This window comes from Fibrobacter sp. UWB1 (assembly GCF_002210325.1).
GTDB lineage: Bacteria > Fibrobacterota > Fibrobacteria > Fibrobacterales > Fibrobacteraceae > Fibrobacter.
Genome location: NZ_MWQL01000030.1, coordinates 1 through 23,246, shown reverse-complemented (window position 1 = coordinate 23,246; position 23,246 = coordinate 1). Strand labels below are relative to the sequence as shown.

The 23,246-nt window shown below is 47.3% G+C and carries 4 protein-coding genes; all 4 read right to left on the bottom strand.

All coding sequences use genetic code 11. The features are described 5' to 3' along the window. Positions 1–185: 185 nt before the first annotated feature. Positions 186–959: a DUF6261 family protein gene (locus B7988_RS15115; protein ID WP_088658411.1), complete on the bottom strand. Its 774-nt coding sequence runs from the start codon at positions 957–959 to the stop codon at positions 186–188. Between the two features lie 237 nt (positions 960–1,196). Next, positions 1,197–3,140, bottom strand: a complete 1,944-nt coding sequence (locus B7988_RS14280) for a hypothetical protein (protein ID WP_088658410.1) — start codon at positions 3,138–3,140, stop codon at positions 1,197–1,199. Beyond that, entirely contained in the window at positions 3,140–5,299 is a 2,160-nt protein-coding gene (locus B7988_RS14275; RefSeq protein ID WP_088658409.1) for a hypothetical protein, read from the bottom strand. Before B7988_RS14275 ends, B7988_RS14280 begins: the two co-directional genes overlap by 1 nt. Positions 5,300–5,302: 3 nt before the next feature. Next, positions 5,303–18,190 carry a calcium-binding protein gene (locus B7988_RS14270; RefSeq protein ID WP_141225694.1) on the bottom strand — a complete coding sequence of 4,296 codons (12,888 nt, stop codon included), beginning with the start codon at positions 18,188–18,190 and terminating at the stop codon, positions 5,303–5,305. Positions 18,191–23,246 lie beyond the last annotated feature (5,056 nt).

Below are 23,246 nucleotides of genomic sequence, written 5' to 3'. Positions count from 1 at the left end.
AGAACCAAGCCCCGCTGCGCGGGTCTTGTCCCCAAGGGGTCACTATCCCTAACGCTGCGGGGTTCCCCCCCCTCCCCCTCGCAACACAGGGCACGGCCTACTCGGCCACGCCCTGTAAAACAAAAAACTCCTGCCTGATTTTTTATCAGGCAGGAGCAATGTTATTCAAGTTATGTCGTTTACAGCTATGCGGCATTTTCCTCTTCCTTCGTTTCGGTGGGGAATTCTACCACGGTCGTCTCGGGAGACTCGGTCGTATTCTTCCCTTTTCCCTTGCGAAGTTTCAGGTGCACCTTCTTCTGGTCGATGTGGCTGTTCACGGCGTTGATGAACTGGATGCAGCCTTCGTCCTTGTCGAGGGTGGCCTTGCCGATAGCAAGCGTCGTCACGATTCCAAATCCTTCGAGGCAGCGTTCGCGATACACCTTGTTGGCGTCGGCCACCTTCGAAGCGATTTCCTTGTTGCGGTTCTGCACCGCCGTCAGGTATTCGTTGTGCTTGCTTTCGAGGTTTTCGAGCCAGGGCTTGAATCCGCAGGCGCTCAACTTGTCATCACCAATTTCCTTGAGGGTATTGATGAGGTTCGTGAAAGTACCCGTAGACTGGTCCTGATTCAGCCTCGTGGGGTCGGCGTTCTCGGCAAAGATCTTGCGGAGACGTTCTCCCGTGGCAACCACGCCGCTGTCGGCAAGCGACTTGAGGCTCTTAGCAAAGTTCCTGCAAGAGGAGTAGGCGGCATTGCGTTCGGAATCAAGGCGACTGACAGCCCTTGCGGCAGATTCGTCGACAGACACTTCAATGAGGTTAGCGTATTCGGTTACAGAGGTGCGGTAGGCTTCGATGGACTTGCGAATCTCTTCGCTGGTGATGCTTGCAGTCTGCTCAACGAAGTACTTGTGGAGTCCCAGGAATTCTTCGTTGCGGAGTGTTCTGTAGTTGAGAGCGTGAATCTTCATCATGATTCTATCCTCGTTCTTGAAGGTTGTCGGTTTTTGTCTCAGGAACTCTTGCGTTCCCTTGTCTTCAAAGATACCGCCAAAATTTCAAAAGCGTATCACCCAAAATGCCCGTTTCCGACGAAAAAACAAAAATTAAGGACAAAGTGTAATTGAGTACAAACTAACTAAAAACTTTGTCTGGGTTGCATTATTTTTTGTAAAAGTTGTGTCACGGCGATGTGTAGATTCTACACAGTCCTACACGCCGTTCCCACTGAAGCCGAGAGAATCTTCCAGCCAGGTGTCTGTTCGCTGCACCGAAAGGCGACTTTTCATCGCTTTTCTGCCCGCCGAATACTGCGCCCACCTCACGGCGAGCGCAGAGAGCCTTCCGAGATGCCGCATAAGGGTCCACAGCGGTCCCGGCAGGTTCCGGCGCAGCACATCATCCTCGAAACTTGCGTAGTGGCTTGCGCTGCCCGGGTCGCCCTGCCTTGCGGCGCGCCCGAACAACTGCCGGTCGATTCTGGACGACGGGTTACATTCCGTGGCAATCACGTGCAGTCCACCAAGTTTTTTTACCTTGTCCGGTATCTTGATATCCGTGCCACGCCCGGCCATGTTTGTAGCGACAGTTATCGCGCCCAGGCGTCCGGCACGCTCGATAATCGCGGCCTCGTCATCGCTACGCACGGCATTTATCACGCGGCATTCAAGCCCGAGAGCCGTAATCATTTCGGCCAGCGTTTCGCTCTCGTCTATATCCTTCGTCCCAATAAGCACGGGGCGGCCCGTCGCATGGACATTCATCACTTCACGGACTATGGCGACACGCTTGCTTTCCTTTGTAGAGAAAATCCTGAGCATAGAAATCTTGCGAAGACAGCGGCGATGGTTCGGGACGCAGAGGACCGGGGACCCGTAAATAGTCCAGAATTCACCGAGGGCCTCCTTACCGGTCCCCGTCATACCCGAGAAATTCTTGTAGAGCCTAAAGAATCGCTGGAAACTCATTCGGGCCTCAGTTTCCTTGAGCCCCGAAAGTTCCAGCCCTTCCTTCAGTTCTATCATCTGGTGAAGTCCGCCGTTCCAAGAACGCATGGGCATCTTGCGGCCCGTGGACTCGTCCACGATTACGACCTTTCCCTCTTCCACGACATACTGGCGACCGGCTACAAAAAGGTACCGCGCTGTCAGCGCCTGCCGAATCAGGTCCTTCAGGAATGCAGCCTTGGAAAAGCCGCTCGACGCGGGGCCTTCGAGCCATTCGTCCATGTCCGTCAAGAAATGGATTGTGCGCAACTTGCCATCGACAAGGAAGTCGATTCCTTCCTGCAACTTTCCCGAAAGTTCATAGGCCTGTCTACAGCTTTCGTTAAAGCCCTCGTTCTTGTTTTCCCTAGAAATAATCAGCGGCGTCACGGCCTCGTCAATCAACACGTTATCAGCCTCATCGACAATGGCGGTGCATAGCCCCCGCTGCACCACTCCCCTGCCGAACTCCCCGCCCTGCAGGCTGAAGCGGTCCAGGAGCCGCTTCGAAAAGTTCTGCATTTTCCCCATGGCGATACGGTCCCGCAAGAAGTCGGCCAGCACTTCCTTCGCCGTAGAGTAGGTAATCGCGGCGGCATAGCCCGCCCTCCGTTCTTCCGGCTTCATCGCACCGGTCACGGCTCCCACGGTAAGGCCACAATAGTCAAACAGCGGCTTCATTATCTGCGCGTCGCGGCTTGCCAGGTAGTCATTGGCGGTTATCACATGGCACGGCATACCCGACAAGCCGCGCACCGCTGCACACATGGCGGCGGTAATCGTCTTGCCCTCGCCGGTGGACATCTCGGCGATATAGCCACGATAAAGGCAAAGGGCTCCCGCAATCTGCTCCACATAGGGCCTATACCCCATCGTCCGGAAAGCGGCCTCCTGCATCAACGCGAATGCCTCGCAAAGGGTCGAGTCATTGACAGGGCGCTTGAGCAGGGCGGCAAGCCCTTCTATCCGCCCTTTCAGCTCGGCGTCAGACTTTTCCGAAAGACTGCGGCCAAGGCTGTCTATTTTCCGTGCGGTCCGCAGAATACGCCTAATAACGGAACGACGACTCTTGAAACGGCCGACCAGCCTGAAAACAAAGGCGTCGATACCCACGGGAATCTTCTCCACGCGTTTCAACGAAGTAAGCCTGTAGTCGCCAGTCAAGTCCATCACATCTTGTAGTATTTTTGCAACGCCTGCCGTACCTTGCGTATCCCCTGGACGGCCAAGGGAGCATAGCCAAGCTGAATACGAATCTTTCCCGTCCTTCCGTGCAGGCGGCGAACATCCATCGAATCGGGCATCTCGGCCCTTACAAGGTAAACGGGTTCCGCCGTCTGTTCCGAATACCCGTCGCTCTTCGTCTCGACTTCCCCACCCCCGAGCCAACCCAGCGCATTCGAGGGCAAGCGGTCTTGCGCACTGGGGATAGCCATGGCAGAGACAACCTCCAATTCCTTAAATACATCGCCATGCAAGCGCACCGACGCGCGAACGGGCTTGTCCGTAAACAACCTTGCGCCATCTTCCTGGTTTACCACTGCCAAAAAATCGAACGCGGTCGTATCCAGCAAGATGCCCAGCGAATCGCCCTTGCCTACCCAGCGCCCCTGATAGTCCTCGATGCCGGGCGCACTCCAGATTCCGTCCATCCCCGCGACAAGTGCAAGTTCGCTCTCGCTCCTTTCGAGTTCCTCGAGTTCCTGCTTCAATACCGAAAGTCGCTTTTCGAGCGGGTGCATATCCTCGGGGGCCTCGTTCAGTGCACGGTAATACATCTGCCGCGCTTCTTGTATTTCGGAACGCTTGGCCTCGGCGGCATACTTGATTTCCAGATTCTCCAGGAGCACGAGCGTGTCGCCCTTCCTTACCGCACTGTAGCTTTCGCGGTATAGCCTGGTGGCAAAGCCGCCCTCGTTTGCTATGGTGTTCTCGTAATGGCGGGCTTCCAGTACGCCCGGGGCCGTAAACGTATCGGGAACGGGCAAGTAGAACAGCGCCGCAAACAGCAGGGCAAAAAAGGCTACCGTCAAGACTGCCGCACGGTTGCGGACTTGCGAAAGCCCCGGCCCCCAGAAAACATACCTGAAAAACTTGCCTACCGGAATAACCACCATGGTAAGGCAAAGGAGCACGCCCATGACAAACGAAAGTATCAGGTAATGCGCCGATATGGCGACGATGAACCCCGCAAAAAGGAAGAACCTGTAGACAGCGCTGGATATCCCGTAAACCGTGTATATCAGCTTCTCGCTCGCCCTGAAGGCGACCGGTTCCGCGTCGCGCTTACGGAAGACATATCGTTCCAGAAGGTACTGCAGGTGCCGTACGGAATGCTGTTGCAGGTTCGGCATGTCCAGCAGGTCGGTCAATATGTAGTAGCCGTCAAAGCGCATGAGCGGGTTCACATTGAACAGCACCGTAGAGACCGAGCAGATGATGAACACGTTGTAGCAGAGCGCGCGGGCCGTGCCGCCGCCCAGGTTCGCCCAGAGTATGAGCGCCACCGAGGCTATAAAGAACTCGAAGAGCATTCCCGCGGCCCCCACAAAGGCGCGGTGCCGCTTCTTGCGGAAAGACCAGCTCGCCGTGGCATCCACATACGGCAGGGGTGCAAGGAGCATGAACATCACGCCCAGCGTATGGACCTCGCCGCCGTATTTCTTGACGACGCTCGCATGCCCGAACTCGTGGAACAGCTTCACGAACACGGTGCAGACATAGACCCACCCAATGTTCGACGGGGCGAGGAATCCCGCGCTCTGGTCCTTGAGTGCGTCGAAGTTCTCGACACCGTACTTGACGGCGACAATGACCGTCGCAAGCCACACCAGCATCATCGGCGTACTGAGCAGAATGCGGATTAGCCACCGTAAACGGTTCAGGAGCGGGTCGGGGTCGAATACCGGTATTCGCAGGAAAAAGATATTGAGCAAGGTGGACTTGACCTTCTTGCGGGTCTTTTTCTTGTCGCGGTCGAAAAGTTTCGTGCCATCTTCCACGCCGTCATAAAGCAGCATGTTCGCCTGGTAAAGTTGCGCAAGCATCTCGATGACTTCGCCCTGGCCCGGGATGTCGCCCTCGCCGCTTTCCAGCATGCTGTTCCAAATCTCGCCCACGGTCCTACTCACGGAAAGTCGAGAAACAAAGGAATAGGCCCCCTGCGGCAGACGAAAATACTGGTTGGTGAACGGCTCGTAGAGCACATACCACAACACGCCACGATATATCTGGCGGTGAATACGGACGCTCGAACGGAGAGCTATACGGCTCCCCGCAAGGCGGTACCACGATTCGTGGAAAATCTTGCGCTGACGGTCCTGTACCACTTCTTAGGCCCCGATAGAAATCACGGCGGTGCCTGCGGTGAGTGCGGTCACGCGGATTTCGTAGCGGTTATCGCCATTGGGGGTGTCGGGAATATCTACGGTGAAGTAGTAGCCTTCCTGCGTTGAGGCCGTCATGGTTGCGCCGTTCACGTCCCATTCCCATGCAAGGGCGGGGACGCTATGGCCCTGACCATCAGAAATCAACACGATGTTCGGGTTCCACCACGGATTGTCCTTGCCGGGCCAGGTGTCGCTTACCAGCAACACCGTTTCGCCCTCGGCAAAGTTTACCACTTGGGCACCCGAAGAAATGTCAATCGTGCGCGAAATCGTGCCCGGAGTCACTTCCTGCTGTATGGTCCAGTCCTTGTCGGTCGTGTCCGTAAAGGTGTCGGTCGCCCCGTTCTCGGACGTTTCCGGGGTGACACCCGGCACTCCCCCGTTCTCGAACTTGTCTTGGATATCCCCGGCATCGGTATCGTTGTTGCCCAGGAAAACCTCGGGCGTCGATGTCGTCACCGTATGCTGTTCCAGCATGATTTCCACGCTGGGGGCGAACACGCCCACGGGGTTGTTGTGTTCGAGGATTATCGAGGCGTTGTCGCCAAGGGCAACGTCGTCGCCATCGCCCATGGTAATCGTATCGCCGAAGTCGCCACCGACAATCACGTCGCGGTCCTTGCCTGTCAATATGGTGTCGCCCATCTCGATGGGTTCGTCATTTTCGTCAAGCGGAATTTCCACGGCTGCGCCGTCGAAATGCATACTCTCGGCCTCGATGGCTCGGTTCGCGTAGTCGGCCAGGTTCTCGTTGCGGGCGAACGGAGCGTCGATATCGAATGTCACGCGGGCGTCGTCACCAAAGACCAGGTCCTTGTCGTGGTCGCCGCCCACGGCGATATCCTCTTCGCGGTTCTCGCCCGCCACCACCTGCACGGCAGTAATCACGGGCAGGTTCAGCGGCCACTGGTTCGTGTCAGTGAACAGGTTGCGGATTCGCACCTCGAAGGTAGCGGAGCTCACACCGTGGAACACCACGTAGTTTCCAACCAGGCTCATGTCGGGCGCAACCTGCGAGAGCAGCTCGGCAGCCGTCGGGGCGGTCTCGCGTTTAACGCGGCGGTAGTCGCCGTCGAAATGGCTACCGGTCCAGTCGTTCAGGTAGTAGTGCCGGTCGGGCGTAGCACCGCCCACCTGGTGGCCACATACATCAAACAGGTAGTTATAGGTGTCCGTGTTCTGCTGGTCGCCGCCGAGGTACACATACACGTCGCAGGGTGCACCGTCCGCGAAGGAATCAAGGTTCGTAAGCGTGAGCTTGATTTCCTGCTGCTGTTGGGCCGCATAGTAGGCGTTGAACAGCTTGGAATTCGAGGTGTCACCGTCAAGCTGGGCATCATCCTTCGGCATCAGGCTCGAATTCTGCGTTCCGTCACCCACGGCGGTATCGTAGGCAACAAGCGAAATGCCAATGCCATCGTGCGTCACGGGGTCGTTGGTGTAGTTCTCGCCAACGACATGCAGGCCGTTGTTCTTTATGTAGAGGTTCGTCCAGTCGTTATCCGCGACAACACCCGCCGTCTCGTGCGGGATAAAGTCGAACACCTGTTTGTCGTTTTCATAAACGGGTTGATTGTTTTCATCAAGCACAGGGATATAATCACCAGGAGCGACTATCTCGCCTGCGGTCGCGTTCTCGCGGGTAAAGTTGAACGAAGCAACCTGGATTCCGTCGAGCATCGTTTCGGCTGCGGCTGTCGCGCCGGATTCGATGTGGTCGGCCCCCTGGCCGCCTACCACGACATCGTTGCCATCGCCCGTGTAAATATGGTCGTTGTAGTCGTCCGCCACCGTGCGTGAATCAAGCGACTCGGCAAGCGAGAGCGTGGAGGCCGTGGCCTCGGAGCTGTCGCGGTCGGTAAAGACCATCTTGGCATTGTCGCCGAACACAACATCGTTGTCGTAGATGCCGTAGCGCTCGTCGCCGTAGGTCGTCAAGGTGTCGCCACCCGTGCCACCCACCACGATGTCGTCGCCACCGGAAGTGTAAACCGTGTCGGCTCCGCCATGGGCAATGTCGGTAGAGGCGGCCACATCCTGCGCGTGGAGGGTTCCCTTCACCTGGATGGCGGCTATGCCCGGAATGTCCTTGCCGTTGATGTTGTCGAGCGTGTAGCCGTCCTCGATAATCACGCGGAAGTTGTCGGCGGCAACACCCGCTGGAACCTCGAACACCACGTAGTTGCCCGTGGTGTCTATCAGCACGGCATCTTCGCCAGTCAATTCACCCGAGAGAACCGCAGCATTGTGCGCAAGGTCCGCCAGGATGTCCTGGGCGCTGGTATATTCGGAACGCTTGTAGGTGCCGTTGAAGTTGGAACCGGCGCAGTCGTTCACGTAGAAACTCTGCAGGGCAACTGTCGAGTCCCCCACATACAGGCTCACCTTGCGGATGCTCTGGCCTTCCCAGGAGTTCGCGTCGGGCATGTCAAGGTAAACGGCCACGTGATAGTCGGTAAAGTACTGCGCAAGGCCATCCACGGCGACTTCCAGCCTGTTGTCGCATTGGTTGCCCGGGGCGGTTGTCATGTAGCCGCTGTTCATGAGCGCCGCATCGGCATCGGTAGAGGCGTTCGGAAGGTTGTGGCTGTAGGCCTGCAGATTGATGCGGTTGTCGGTGCTCGTATTGCGGTGGCTCTCGATGCCGCCGTAGCTCACGCTCACGGCGCTTGCGCGGGTGTTGTCGTCAAAGCGCACAATCTCGCGGTCATCGTTGCCGTAGGTCCCGGCGAGGCTACCGCCTACATTGTTCCAGTTCGACTTCGCGAAATCTGCCGCACCCGCAACATCTTCCGACGAAAGCCCGGTCTGCGAGGCACCCATGAAGTTGAACGAGAGCGTCGCCTCGGTGCGGGTCTCGGGAATGCTCTGCGTATCGGTTACCTGTTCTTCCGCTTCGGCGGCGTTGCCCCTGAAGGTCGCAAAGCCGTTGTCGCCGAACACGACATCCTTCCCTGTCCCGGTACGGATATCGTCACCATCAAGGCCGCCGAACACCACATTGTCGCCGTTGCCAGCGTCAATGTCATCGGCACCGGCCGTTCCCAGGTCGGTTCCAACATTGTAACCCTCGTTGGAGACCATCAGCGCATTGCGGTCGGTGTCCATAATGACCTTGCCACCATCGCCAACAATGGCGTCGTTACCCGCACCCGTGCGGATTACGTCATTGTCGGTTCCACCGATGACGGCATTCTTGCCGTCACCCGTGCTGATAAAGTCCTGACCACCATGCTGTTCGCTCTTGCTTTCGGCATACAGACGAGTTTCCTCGATTGTATAGCGGCCGCCGTCGCCGATAGCCACATTGTCTGCCCCCGTGATGCGGATAGAATCACCCTCGGCACCACCCATGGCAACATTCTTGTCGCCCGCAATAACGATGTTATCTACCCCGCCAATACTGTCGTTGGTCGTTTCGACAATATGCATGCCGAGGCCAAGCTTGTCGCCATAAACGGCATCGTCATTTCCGGCGTTGTTGTATTTCACGCGGCCATTGTCGCCCAGGGCAACGTTCTTGTCGCCACCGATAACTATTACATCATTCTCAGCACCGCCGACAACGACACTATTCGTGCCACCGACCTTAATCATGTCGGTGCCACCATTTTCGGCATCTACCGACTGAATCCTGTAGGCATCGCGGTTCACGCCGTCCGTCTGCAGACGGTGTACGGGATTTCCCTTCTCGTCGGTCGTGCGTCCCGGAGTCTTGCCGATTCCAGTAGTATAGTCGTCAATGAACGCGGGATTTTCGGCATCAATGTTGTTAACCGTAGAGCCGAGCACCGTATCACCAACATCTACACCGTTCACCTGCCCATTATCATAAAGGACCTGACCACGATCGCCGAAAGCTATACCGCCCTTGTTCATGGTAATGTAGTCGTCACCGAGGCCGCCAAATGCGACCATATCGTTGCGGGTCACATTCGTACTCGAAGCGTCAATCCTGTCGTGGCCCGACTGCGCGTTGATGACCAGCTGGCCGTCGCCCTCATAGCGATAGGCAAAGCAGAGAGACACAATCTTCAGACCTTCGGACAAAGTAAAGTCACGAGAAATCTTGAACGTATTTGCAGTCAGTTCCGTCACAAAGCGGCGTTGCACGCTGCCATCGCTCATCGTGGCGTCAACAAAGATTCCGTAGACATAGCCATTTGCGGCAGAAGTGAGACCAGATTGCCAAGCCTGGAAAGAGGCCATGCGATTTTCAAATTCGGCAGCATCACTTTCGGCCATCGCATAGCTGTAGGCAAAGCCAGCAACCTCTTCTGCAGGTGTGGTCTCTTCGTCATCACCTTCGACATCTTCTTCGCCGGCAACCGGTTCGTCGCCTGTTTCAGCATTGTCGTCTCCAGTTTCTTCTTGAACCGGAGCAACCTCGGCGATAACGCCAGAGCAAATGAAGCCGTTTTTCGTTGAATCATTTTCATCCACAAACGGAGCATCTGCCTTGTAGCTGTTTACGCGGATGTAATCGTCGAATTCAGCCTGGAAGAACTCGAATTCACCGATATATTCGCCTTCAGCAAGGATAAAGTCATACTTGACATGGAAGCCCATTGCACTCGAGAACGAGCCAAGAACTTCACGACGCTGGATTCCAACGACATCGTAGCCAGATTCCGATTCACTGTTCAGTTTGCGAATTTCGGCCTGTACATAGTAAACTGTTGTATTTGCAGAAGTCTTGATTACACTGATTTCAGAACCTTCAGCAGGAATCAAATCATATTTGTAGACATTTGAATCTGTAATATAATTTGCACCATTCGTCAAGTTATCCGAGGAGATTTCAGCCTTTCCAATCGAAATACCGAATGCAGCATCACGATCCTTGGCGTCGCCAGCATTCACGACGGTATAAGTCCTGTAAGCATCTTCTCGGTAGAGCGTCTTGTTAATATCAACAGTATCCTTGCCTTTGCCCAGATTGTACTCGGCGTATTCCATCTGCGCCGCAGTGATGCCACTCTGCATCATCAGAGGATCATCATTTGCTGCAAGCTGCTTTTCGGGGAACGCTTCAAGTTCCGTATGGGTAAAGCGAACAGCATGCGAGTCATAGGCATCGACATTCTTTTCAGCTTCATTCCTATTGTTATTCACAAACGCCGTAAGCGACGAACGGGCATCAACACCATCCTGCTGGTTATTTACAAACAGGCGGTCCACAGACGCCATCTCGTCAACAAACAGGGAATCCCTATTGCCCGAAATCAGGGCAAACTTTTCCCCAACAGAAGGCAGAACGACCGCTTCGTCCAAAACAAGTTCAAGCACGCCATTTACGAATGACCTTGCTTCCTTAATTCTAGACCATTCAGCCGCGACGCTTGTTTCTTTTTCTGTAACATCTTCAGCAGCTGTTCCGACATCCTTTGTCGTCGTAACAACCCACTTGAATGTTTTACCTTCAAACTGCGCCAAGAAGGCTTCCTGCGACATTTCAGCATCCCATTCGACGCCGATTGCCCCAAAAGCGGCTTTTTGCTCATCGCTAATCGAAGTCAAGTCAATGAACAGATGTCCATCATCACCCACAGAAAGGCTATAAAGTTTGTCTTCTGCAAAGTTGTTCAGTTCATTGAAGTTTGACGCCTGCCTAACGCCATCCTTAGTCTCGATGACATGCTTGTATTTCAGCATGGCAGGGTCACCCGCATTCAAGTCAATACTCTTGCCGAACCCGTATGCATAAACGGGTCCGTCAATTTCATTAATCACTTTGCTTTGCTTCTGGGCCTTCGTCAAGCCATATTCGTCTTGTTCACCATCAGAAACCGTCGTGATCGTAAGCGATCGCGTGAGAGTCGAACTATTGAAGCTGACAACAATCGACCCATCTTCTTGCGTGGTAAAGTCATCGCAAGCGATAGACAAACGCTGGCTATCTTCTTCTGCACCAGAATTTGCAAGGAGCTTAGCCGGAGTAATCTTCACATAAACCGTTTCACCTTCGGCAATCGGCTTGTTATATGTCACATCGTAAGAAACGCTCGTGAAGCTACTTGCACCCGATTCTGCAAGCACAGAAGCATGAGCTTCAATCGTCAAGAGGCTTTCATTCTGATTTTCAACAGCAGCAACATCACCCTGACCGAAGGTTTCCCAATCATACTCTTCTGGAATTTCAGCCTCTACTCTGACGACGCCATGAATTGTTGTCGGGCGCTTAGTCAAAGCATCGTAGAAGGTGATGACATTGCCGTTCAACTCGTAGTATCGGCCGCTCGTTGCCGTAGGCAAGATTTCGGCACCGTCCACGAGAACACTGCTTACAAGCACATCTTCGTATGCAAGTGCCACCCTGGTATCGTCGACACGCATTTCATTAGAACGGACACTCACAACCAGCTTGTCACCTTCTGAAAGCGTATCAAAAACCGAATCATTTACCTTAACGACATTGTCAACAAGTGTATAATGAGTGTCAATCACCCAATCTTGTTTTTCACCATTGACATAGAAGGTGAACTCACGCTCAACATCAGCAGTTTCAACAACCTCTTCCTCTTCTACATCACCCTGCGATCCATCGGCCTTTTTAGGCACCGGAATCATATTCAACTTGAATTCCGAGCTTGCACCAACCGTAAATTCCTGCGTAGCAACCAACGGTCTAGCAGCAAAATCGCTTACAGCACTTTCCCTCGCTTCACCCGCAAAGACAAGTCCCACAGAAGTCACCGACTTCGACAAGACAACGCCCGAATTCAGCTTACTAGAAATAGCAATAGCCTTACATGTTCCTTCCTCAATCAAGGTGTCTTCACAAGCCTTTACATGCACCTCGATAGGATTGCCAACAGTATTGGCCGTAAAATGGACAATTCTTGTAGTTGCGTAAACAATCGCGTTCGATTCTTCATCATAGGTCCCAATAAGGAATCCGCGGTCACCACGGTTAAAGTCGGCATTGGAAAGCATCGGGGCACTAATGGTAACATCGATAGTCTGTCCTTCCGCAAGACCAGCACAACCAATAAAGAATGTGGCATCAACGTTTTCGTTACCAAGAACAACCTCTGCGGATGCCTGGATGCGGTAAGGCGCTTCGGCATCACCGTTCTCCTTAGCAACGACAAATACTGCCGGCTGGCTATCGCTATCGACAACCGTAAAGTTTTCAGTCAGCACGCAATCGCCCGTGGTCGCACTTGCATCCGCAACAATTTCGTATTTGACATCAACGCTCTGGCCGTCGGTATTTGCGCTACGAAGATTATACTCCGTATCGAGACCACCCATGCTAAAGGTATCGTTGCCCTTGCCACCACTAAGTTCGGTAACATCGGTCGACTTGCTGCCCACGACATAGAACATATCATCACCAGCGGCGGCATCGAATTGAGTGCTTTCAACGCCCGCAGCCTTGATGGCCACCATGTCGCTCAGCAAACCTTCCTTGGTCACAACAAGTACATCGTCAGCATCGGTCCCACGTACATTGAGCGTATCAAAGCCCTTGCCACCATCCAGAAGGACAGCACCTCGGTCGAAGTTTTCGCCGTTTTCCTTAAGGAATGTGTAGACACTGAAGATGTCGTCGCCCTTTCCGGCGGTCATATTCAATGTGCCAGCGTTGTTCAATGCGGCAAATGTATCTACACCGGACCCGCCTTCCACATTCAAAGTGGTATCACTCGAAACGCCATCACTCAAATACGATTCTTCGTTAGTCTTCTCGGTATGGAAGGCATCAACAGGCTGGACCCTAGCCGAGGCAGCATCATCTGTGCGCTCGGAGTTATACAGCTGCCCAATCTGGAACGAATCGTTACCGGCACCACCGTTAACATTCGTCAACTCGGCCGTGCCATCAATATAGAACCGATCGTCGCCGCCATTTCCGTTGACATTTAGGACATCAATTCCCTGAGTGTAGTTCACTCTTTCAATATTAGAGTTCAAGTTGTTCTGGACAGTTTCGCTAGCGCCCGTAGATTCGCCTTCAGAGTTCGACAAATCGTCGGCAGTCATCGGAAGCAGGGCGACGAGGCCGAGATCTCCCGGATTGCCTTCCGCGTCGCTGTTCCTACGAAGAAGCAGGGTGTCAACACTTTCTGTTCCTTCGACAAAGAGGACATCAGAACCGTCTTTTCCCGTATCCGTGACATTCGCATAGTTCGTGGTACTATCGCCCATCAATTTAACGGTAATCGTGTCGCTACCGCCCTGGCCGTCCACAAAGTCCATGCCCGGTCCAGTCAAGATGATGTCATTGCCCGACTCATTATTGTTGCTCTGTGCGTTAGCGAAGATTTTGCCATGAAGGCCGAGATTGTCACCAAAGACAAGCTTGTCCTGTTCCTTGTCATCATCGTCAGAATCTCTGGTGAGTTCTCGGGCATCAGTAATATCATACGCTTCCACGCCTTCGTCACCATACATGCTATCGTTGCCAGCGCCGCCATCAATGGTGTCATCGCCAGCACCACCGTAGATTATATCGTTGTCTATACCGCCCTTGATAGTGTCGTTACCGCCATCGCCGTCGATAATGTCATTGCCGATACCGCCATATATCTCATCTGCCGCACCAGCCGTAGCACCACCATCGCCGAAGAGCAGGTCGTTGCCGTCTTCGCCGTAGATAGTGTCGGAACCATTTGTCGTAGAATCTTCTGGATAATACGGTTCTTCCTCCTTGTCAACAGCGTTTAACGCAGCTTCAATTTCCTTACCATACTTAATATACTGAACAACATTATCGACGGTTTCTTTAAATTTTATCTTAAATTCATCCGCATCAACTACCTTATTATCGTTCTCGAACTGAGCTTCGGTAAATTCCTTGCTAAACGGACTATTTCCATCTATAGTAAATTGAGCGGCAACATCCATCGAATCCGTAATCCTGTCGCCAAAGGCAATGTCCATGCCTTCGCCACCATGGATAGTATCGTTGCCCGAGCCACCCATAATGCGGTCATGACCCTTTTCGCCATAAATTAGATCATTTCCGGCACCGCCGTCGATACGGTCGTCGCCGCCACCGCCGTGGATTTCATCATTGCCTTTACCGCCAATGAGAGTGTCCTTACCCCCATCTAGGCTGATATCGGTGCGGTCAATAGTCCACTTTTCACTATCAGGCTCAATCTTTTCATATACGATTCGCCCCCCATCACCAAAAATGAAGTCGGCACCATCACCGCCATCAATTTGGTCGTCTCCGGCACCGCCGAATATAAAATCCCGGTCAGAGCCGCCAAGGATAATATCGCCTCCAGACCTATCCGCATCGACATTCGCCTCTGCCAACACACTTTTTACTTCTTCGTTTTCATATTCAACTTTTGGAGGAGCGACATACGAATCGCCAAAGATAACATTCAATCCCTGAGCACCGATTATGGTGTCGTTCCCTGCGCCTCCCGTAATGAGCACATAGTGACCCTTTGCCACATTCAATTTAGAAAGGTCTATATAATCGTCACCATCACCGCCATTGATTTCTATATCAAAGTTGGCAGCCAAACCAGTTGATTCAAGAATAATCTTATCTTTACCTTTTTCAGAATTAATAATCAACTTGCCATTTACCGTTCCTGAATGACCATTATCGTCAACAACTGCAGTGCCGTTTATCTCTAAATGCAAATATTCATCTATATCTTCAAGGGAAACATTGTCTTTATCGGTCGCCACTCTGCTTGAAGAGTTTGAGCCAACATTTGCGACAACATCATCACCCGATTGGGATATCAGCACAGGCTTTACAGTATGTTCATAATCAAACTTGAACAGGGTTTTATCGCCTGTAATATTCCATTCCTTTGTGTAGAACAATAGATCTACATAAGCATAAAGTTTTGCTGTAATCGCACCATTTACATCAAAGAAACCAAAAAGTCCTTCTTCCTTAAAAAGTTGCGAAATTTCATTAAGACGGATTTTGCCATCTTTATTCGGATCAAAAAGGTTAAACCCGACATTGATGCCAACACCGCCTCCGACACCTGCAGAAACCCCTGCATTCAGTTCCGCGGCAGCTGTAAGCCCTCCATGAAGCGAAAGTTCATCAATATCAACTCCATCACGCAAATCGTTGACATAGAATCCATTCAGTAAACATCCAAAGTCCTTACAGCCGCTACCAACCCACTGACGAATACCAAGTGTATCGTAACCAAAACCAAGGTCAATATCTGCACCGAGCGAAAGGCCTAAGCGAGCGCCTAATGGTCCGTAGATACGAACAAACGTACTCCAATCAAAATTGAAGGACAACTTTGGCATATCATATTCCACAAGCATGATGTCCTGGCCTAACAAAAGTTTAAAGACATCTGTCGGATTGTCCCAAACAAATCGCCACGCGCTATCACCTACATTCAAACCTGCGCCAGCCAAAACCGAGGAAGCATCTTGCGATATGGTTGAAAAATCATTACCATTATTTTTATCTTTTAAATACTTATCCAATGATTGATTTAATGATGTATTAGAACTTCTACCCTCTAAAAGATTTTTCGCATCTGTATTTAAGCCTGACAAATCATTTTCTTTGATAAGAGTCATGCTTCCAATAGAAATTTTCAATTCATCCTGAGCACCAAATGCAGAAATTTTTTTACTAATTTCTATAAGGTCTTTAATCGCATAAACCATGCTATCATCAAATTTTCCCTTGCTGAATTCCTTGGCAAGACTCAGCGGGGTATAGGTAAAGCCCAGGTCATCTAATACAGGAAACGGTGTAGTGAGAAAATCAATCAGTGGTTCTAGCGGTTCAACAACTTTCTGTATTTTTGAAACAATCGGTCCAAGAACTCCGCTAATGAAAGTTCCCATATCTAGTTCAAAATCGTTGAACCCAAGTTTTTTTATTTGTCCATTTGTCCACCTGAATTCAAATTCGCCACCAATATTTGGAAATCTAGGAGCATCTCCGACCTTATCCAAGTCCTTAACAACACCAACATTTATTTGCGCAACCAAATCAATAGAGGCTTTATAATCAAACTCGATGTTATTTGTAGAAAAAGCAGAAACATTAACATTATTCGCCCCATAAGTAGCAATGGGCAAGGAATTTGTTTCCTCCTCCTGTTCATTTTCGGTTTTGGAATTCAAGTCAACCCCAAAACTGAGTGAAATTGGTTTTTCTATATAATTTTCATCACCTACACCAGGCAAAAGCATCTGAAGTCCAAGTCCAGCCAAGGACCCCATAATTTCACCACTCAATTCTACATTTGCATCCACATATATTTCATTACCTTCATTGAAAATGAAATAGAAGCCTTTTTCTTTTGAAACTCCAAAGCCAAAGCTCAATTGCCAATTTAGATTCAAGCCTACACCTGCATCAGATTTCAATCCAAGACCAGGAAAACCCAAATCAAAGCCAATATCTGTTCCTAGAGAATAATTATGACCAATATTAAGATACCATTCTGCATAATTTTCTTGATTGTTTGAGCGATAATAAGTCCCCCCTCCAGTGGTCGGAGTCCATGAATCACCACTATTATCCCTCAAATCAACAGAAATTGACTCAGCAACAAAATACCCATCAAAAAGTTCATTTAGCTTTTGTGCAACCATTTCCGCAGTCAAGCCCGTCGATTCATAGAGGAAATTAGAGAATGGTTCAACAACCTTTCTCTTCAAATCTCCTAAAAAGTCAACTCCACCACTCAAGGCTTTACCAACAACAGGCACATCCTTGACATTACTCATCATACCATTATTCAACTGGGATTCCAATGTATCAAAGAGAGTATTAAAGCCCGTAATGGCGAGTTTGATTTTTTCAAACCAGCCCATACTTCCGTTTGCTAATTCTGTAATTTTTGTATAAACATCCGATAAATCTGCAACAAACTTACCAGAAGAACTCGAATAGGTATTATCTGTTATCAAATCAAAGAAATCATTGTCATTAAGCTTGTTAAAACAATACAAGTCCATCGGTTCCGCATTACGATCTATTTCCCATGAAGATCTATAAGAATCAACAAGATTTTTGATATGATTTCTAGCGTCTTGAATAGTTTCAAGGGAACTTATTTTTTCACCATTGCAATATCCAAGCAAAATATCGCCCAAAGACATGTTGCACACACTTATCGGCAAGCGTCCCATAAGAGCAATTGGCAGCGCAAATTTGAATTCTGCATTCTGAGCATCAAAGGTTTTTAACGATGTACCGTTAGTATCATCGCCAAACGACCCCATTAAAGAAGCCTTAACACAAATATATGAATTTTCGTTATTTGAGCCCACCGTAATCAAATTTGCCAACAAAGCATCTTCATCAACCCCCTCTAAGCCCAAATTGAAAGAAAGTTTTTCCCCAGAAATATCAATATTCGCCCCAAAATCAATCGTTCCATCAAGAATTAAATCAAATGAGCCTGCATCTATTTTTACGGAACCTTCAAGGCTAAACCAGAAATCACCAGATACATTCAAATTTGCATTGCCACTTATTCCATATGAACCATTTCCAAAACTGAACTGGTGCACGGAATCAAAAACTTTATCAATATTTATATTGTACTTAAGTTTCTTTTCTCCTGCAATGTCAATAAGAGAAAGTTCAAAAGGATTCTCGTTTCCATCTAGTGCTAGCAGATTAAAATCTTTAAGATATTTGTTCAAGCGGTCGTTTACGCCCTGCAAACTAGACACCTTGTCAACACGCATTTTGCCAATAACATCGCGAATATCGTTGGCGACATTAACCAAATCACTTACAGACTTGTTAATAACAGGTATTTTAACATTCGATTTTTCAGCAATTGTTGCAATCTGTTTTGCAAGACTTTCCAGCACAGTAAACAAATCTTCTGCAGAGAAGTTGCCAAACATATTTAGCGCATTATCTACAATTTGATTCAATCCAGAATTATTCTGAACATCCAATTTTCCTTCATCATCAAGGGATATAACAACGGAGCCAATATTTTCGCTGATAGAATCACCTATGTCCACAAAAGAAGCTAATGAGAACCCAACTTTTTGAGATTCATCATCTTTATCTGTTTTAGAAGAAACAGACGCATCAACAGTGTAGTCTAAACTATTTGAGCTATCCGTTTTCTTATGTATTTGAAATGAAGCATCAAAACCAACATATCCTGAAGCCACCAAGTCCAAATCAACAAAGCCAACAGACGCAACAGCCCCCCCCATATAACAGAAATTGGTTAGCGTTGATGTTGAAAGAATTTTATCACTTTCATCTTTAGCGCCCTCAGCAAACTTACAAACTTTAAGTTTTACAACAATAACGGAGTTGTCAGAATCAGGATTTTGTTCTTCTTTTACAACATCAAGAATCTTATAATAATTTTCACCGCCAACGGAAATCAATCCATTCACAACAAAATCAAGATTATTCTTTGTTTCAAGAATAATACAACCATCAGACTCACTCGAAGAGTCTACTATAAAATCCTGTCCAACATGCAATTCTGCTTCCGCAGAAACTTCTACGTCTACACCAGATGCAAAATCTATAAGTTTAGACCAATCCACACCCAACAAAGCCTTTCCGACAATACGATAATCCGAATCGCTATATTTGGTTGCTTTTGTTGCAGTAAAGCCAAATTTTTCTAGAATTTTACTAGAACCAATATTTTCAAGCGAAAAATTCGTTGTCGATCTGAATTCTAGATGGTCCCATTCCCTATTAACTTTGTTGACATCAGGATCCTGATAAAGCAACGCAACATTGTTAGAATTTAAACAACCATTAATGGCCGTCACAACTTCTTGCACCGTAGAATTTTCGTTTAAGTTCAAAGTTTCAAAATCAATCGGGTTGCCAACTATGTTCCCATTTTCATCCAACACTTTAAAATCAAATGAATCCCCAGAAAAACTTATGCTGCCAGAAGTATTTGCAGAAGATACACATTGAACCACAACATCGCTAGCAACCGTTAATACAATTCTGTTTCCCTGTGCAATAACTGAATGAACACCACTGTTCTCATCAAAAGATGCATTAATAGTTTTCGCCAAACTTTCTATATCAAGGCAATTCTGAGTATTCACATGGATTTCAGAATTTAAAGAATTATTTGTTCTAGATGCATTTATTGTCAAAAACTTGTTTGATAATATAGAATTATAAATAGTCGTATATTTCGAAATAAGAATTATACGATAATCATCCGTTTCCTGAACTTTTTCGACTTGAATCTCGAAACAGTCCTTGAAAGATTCATTTAATTTATCTTCAATTTCTTCAACAGCCTCGTCTATCTTTTCCGAATCATAAAGTTCAGATGCTTTATATCCAACATCAGCTGTCTTAACAACAACCAGCTTGCCATCCTGAACTTTGCACTTACTTAATGAACCATCATCATTCACCTTGTAAATAAACGAAGACAAATTATTTGCAGAAACGCCGATTGAATAAACTGTTGCGCCACTCTCATTCTTACGAGGATACGAAGTAACATTAAATTTATCTCCATATTCATGCACAAATTCTTCTTGACCATCGACAGTGTGCTTACGTAAAAGTTCATTATTCAAAGAGTCTACAGCATCAGTAGCGTCATCGTACAAATTATCTGGTATCACAGAAGTAAATACAGCAGGGTCAAGACAAATATAATCTTCTGTTTTTAACAAATCACCATTTTGATCTAGTGAATAACGTTCTAGCATCAGTCCATTTTCAGATCCTATTACTCCCGTCGCCTTCAATGTTTCAGAAACACGCATATAGGTAGTTGTGCCACCATTTTGTATTTCGTACACTTTTACATCAAGGCCCTTATCTCCATAACCTTGAATAAGTAACGGATCACACCCAAAACGAACCGAATAGGCGTTATTTACATTATCAAAAGACACACCAACAACATGAATGCCAAAGGTATTCATGATAGAGCGCCCTTTATCAATGCTTAAACCATTACCAGAAAAAACTAGATTTAAATCAGCACCTCCCCATTGCAGGTTAAAATATTGATTTAGCAAATCGTTCAAAATTTGCGATTTATCTGTTTTTTCCGACTCTAGAATATCGTTTAAACTGGACAAGGCGTTCTGATTAATAGTCAAGGAGCCCGATACTTGTCCATCAGAAGACAACACTTCCAGAACTAAATCCTGAGACCAACTTTTGACATCGTCCGCATCTTGAAGGCTTATAGACTTAACAACAGTCGTTTGCAGCGAACTATTACCCAATCGAAGTTCTGCGTAAGCCTGTTGGTTTTCGGAAGATTGCAAACTAAATATTTCATCACATTCAACAACAATCTGATTATTAACAAACAAGCAATCAATCTTATTTTCTTTAGAATGTATTTGAGCACTTTGCAACGAATTATTATCAACTACAACCGAATCGAAGACTTTTTTCTCAGAATTTACAACATCAAATTTGGCTACATTTCCACTAAGAATAGCAGATGTAAGGTTACCAACAAGATATTTTTCATTTTCAGGCAAGACTTTATCTGTAGGCAGATGCCACATTTTTGCCAATGTCGTAGAATCATTCAATGTTTCATAATCAAATTTTACATCAAGCGAAAACTTTATTCCCGCAGATCCACTAGCAGACGCCGCACCATAAGTCGATACATTCGCGAAATCAACACCAAATGAATCGACAAAATTAAGATCTATTAATTTATCAAAACCAAAATTTAGATCAAATTCAAGAACATAATGATCGAGAACAAACAAGGCTTTTGCAGAATCATCAAGAGACGCATACTGACAAATTATTTCGTCACCACCTTCGACCATTCCATAATAATTAAGATTCAAAACGTCATTAATTTGACTTACATCTTGATTTGGGAAGAAAGTATTTTTCCAAGCAGAATTAAAAACATCTTTAAACTGTTCAACACTCTTGAAATTTGCAACAAGAGTACCTTCATTAATAACGAAAAGCCCATCTATGTTTTCCGTTTTATTTCCATATAAAATTTGGTCTATTCTAGCAATAGAGTCAGCAACTAAACTTCCTGCAGAATCACCCAGGAAATTCAACTTTACTTTTTCTGATATCTGCGATTGGAGCGTCGTACGCAACGAATTTAAATATATCGCCACATTATTCGCAAGAGTTTCCCCTGTCAAAGCAAGATACTGTTTTAGATCCGTCGGAAATTCCCAAGCACTTTCAATTGTATTAAAGTTGAATATTAAGGCTTCAGAATTTTCAGGCTTTTTATAAACATTAATTTCGCCTGATTTAAGCAAAATATCATTGCAAAGCAACTGAACGGACGCATCAGTCTTACCAGAAGAATCAAGCATTATCGTGTAACTGAATTTGCCATCTACATAAGCGTCAAACAATCCAAGATTCAACGTGTCAGAAGCACTGATGACCTTGGAAATTTCAACCTTAAAGTTATTTAGCTCTATTCCACTAAATTTCAAGGTTCCATTATCCGAATAAACCTTGACATCAATCTTCATGCTTGCATTAACATCTAGATCTTTAAGTTGAAGTATATTAAAATCAAGACCCAAGTTTTCAGCATCTAAGCTGTCAAAAATTTTACCTATGTTTGAATTTAATTCAAGAGTAAAAACTGTCGGTTGTAAGGAATTTTCGCTCAACAAGACCTGAGTTAAGCTACCAGTAGACTCTAAATCAAGCAAATCACACTCATTGCTGTTTATATCATAAATTTTTATCGTCTCTAGTAATGAGCTCAATTCAGTTTGTTTATTGCCTACAAGGGTGCTAAAGAAACTTTTTACTTTATTAAAGTTGAGAATATTATCAGCAGAAGAGAACGCTCCATTCATCGCAAGAGAAATCCGAGCCCAATATTCGTTAAAATTCTCAACGATATTGCAAACCTGATTTAAATTGTAGCTTCTTTGATTAAATGAAATATTAAAATCGTTTAAATAGTTTCTTAAGAAGGGTAGTTTAGCGACATCTATTCCTCCCAAATCATTTAACAGAGCATCAAGAGAATATCCTGAATTCATTTCAACCTGTGGGAACACAACAGAAATATTTCCTTGTCCCACACGAGATACTTCAATAAATTTATCATCTAGAAAATTAAATGTGTCAAAATTTGAAATCCCTTTAAATTCTAGATCAAAATTCGATGTAGCGTTTCCAGAATTATGCAAAAGAGTTAAATCAGGTTCTTGTTCTGTAGTTAAAGATTGTTCTTCCACATTGACATTCATGAATTTAGCAGAACCACCAAGATTCACAATGTTTGCCGAAATATCGCTTATTGAAACAGAACCAACAGAAACATCGTTGCTTTCTAGAGCCGCACCATCGTTATCGCTATTTAAATCTAGCGCCAAGGAAATTGTCGCCATAGTTTTTAAACTATCAATAGACTGCAAATTGCTTAAAAAATCAATATTTAGGCCAATTTCGTCAAGAGATAAAAATTTTTCCAGACTATAGCCAATCGTAATCTTAGAACCGCTAACCCCTGTTGTAAAAAATTCTGGTAATCGATTTTCCAAAAGGCTAAGAAAACTTGATGAACTGACCGAAGTTACAGGCGGATCATTCGGATGAGCCGCATTAATGGCAGCAATTTCATTTTGTGCGTCAATTTTTGCTTGACTAAGCGCATTTTGAATTGTTGTTCTTATGTCTGAGCCAACATTACCCAACAAATCGTGGAAACTTGAATACAACGCATCATCATTTCCTTTTAGTTCCAAGCCTGTTGAAGCAACATTTCCTGTTATCGCTGACGCTTCGCTATTAAGGGTGTTTTCTATGATAGAGCAAGCAGAAGAAAGTTGTGTAGCGAGTGTTGTGTCATCAGAAAAATCAATCGGGGCATCAGCACTCATCATATAACGAGGTTCTAACGCTTCAATTTTAAATTCAGGTAGTGTAAATCAAACTGTGTCATCGTCCGTTGTTTGATTCCTTGGCAAAAAT

What these genes read in the sequence shown, in the direction of transcription:
- B7988_RS15115 (WP_088658411.1), bottom strand. Translation starts at nt 959, where the DNA reads ATGATGAAGATTCACGCTCTCAACTACAGAACACTCCGCAACGAAGAA.
- B7988_RS14270 (WP_141225694.1), bottom strand. Translation starts at nt 18,190, where the DNA reads ATGTTTGGCAACTTCTCTGCAGAAGATTTGTTTACTGTGCTGGAAAGT.
- B7988_RS14280 (WP_088658410.1), bottom strand. Translation starts at nt 3,140, where the DNA reads ATGGACTTGACTGGCGACTACAGGCTTACTTCGTTGAAACGCGTGGAG.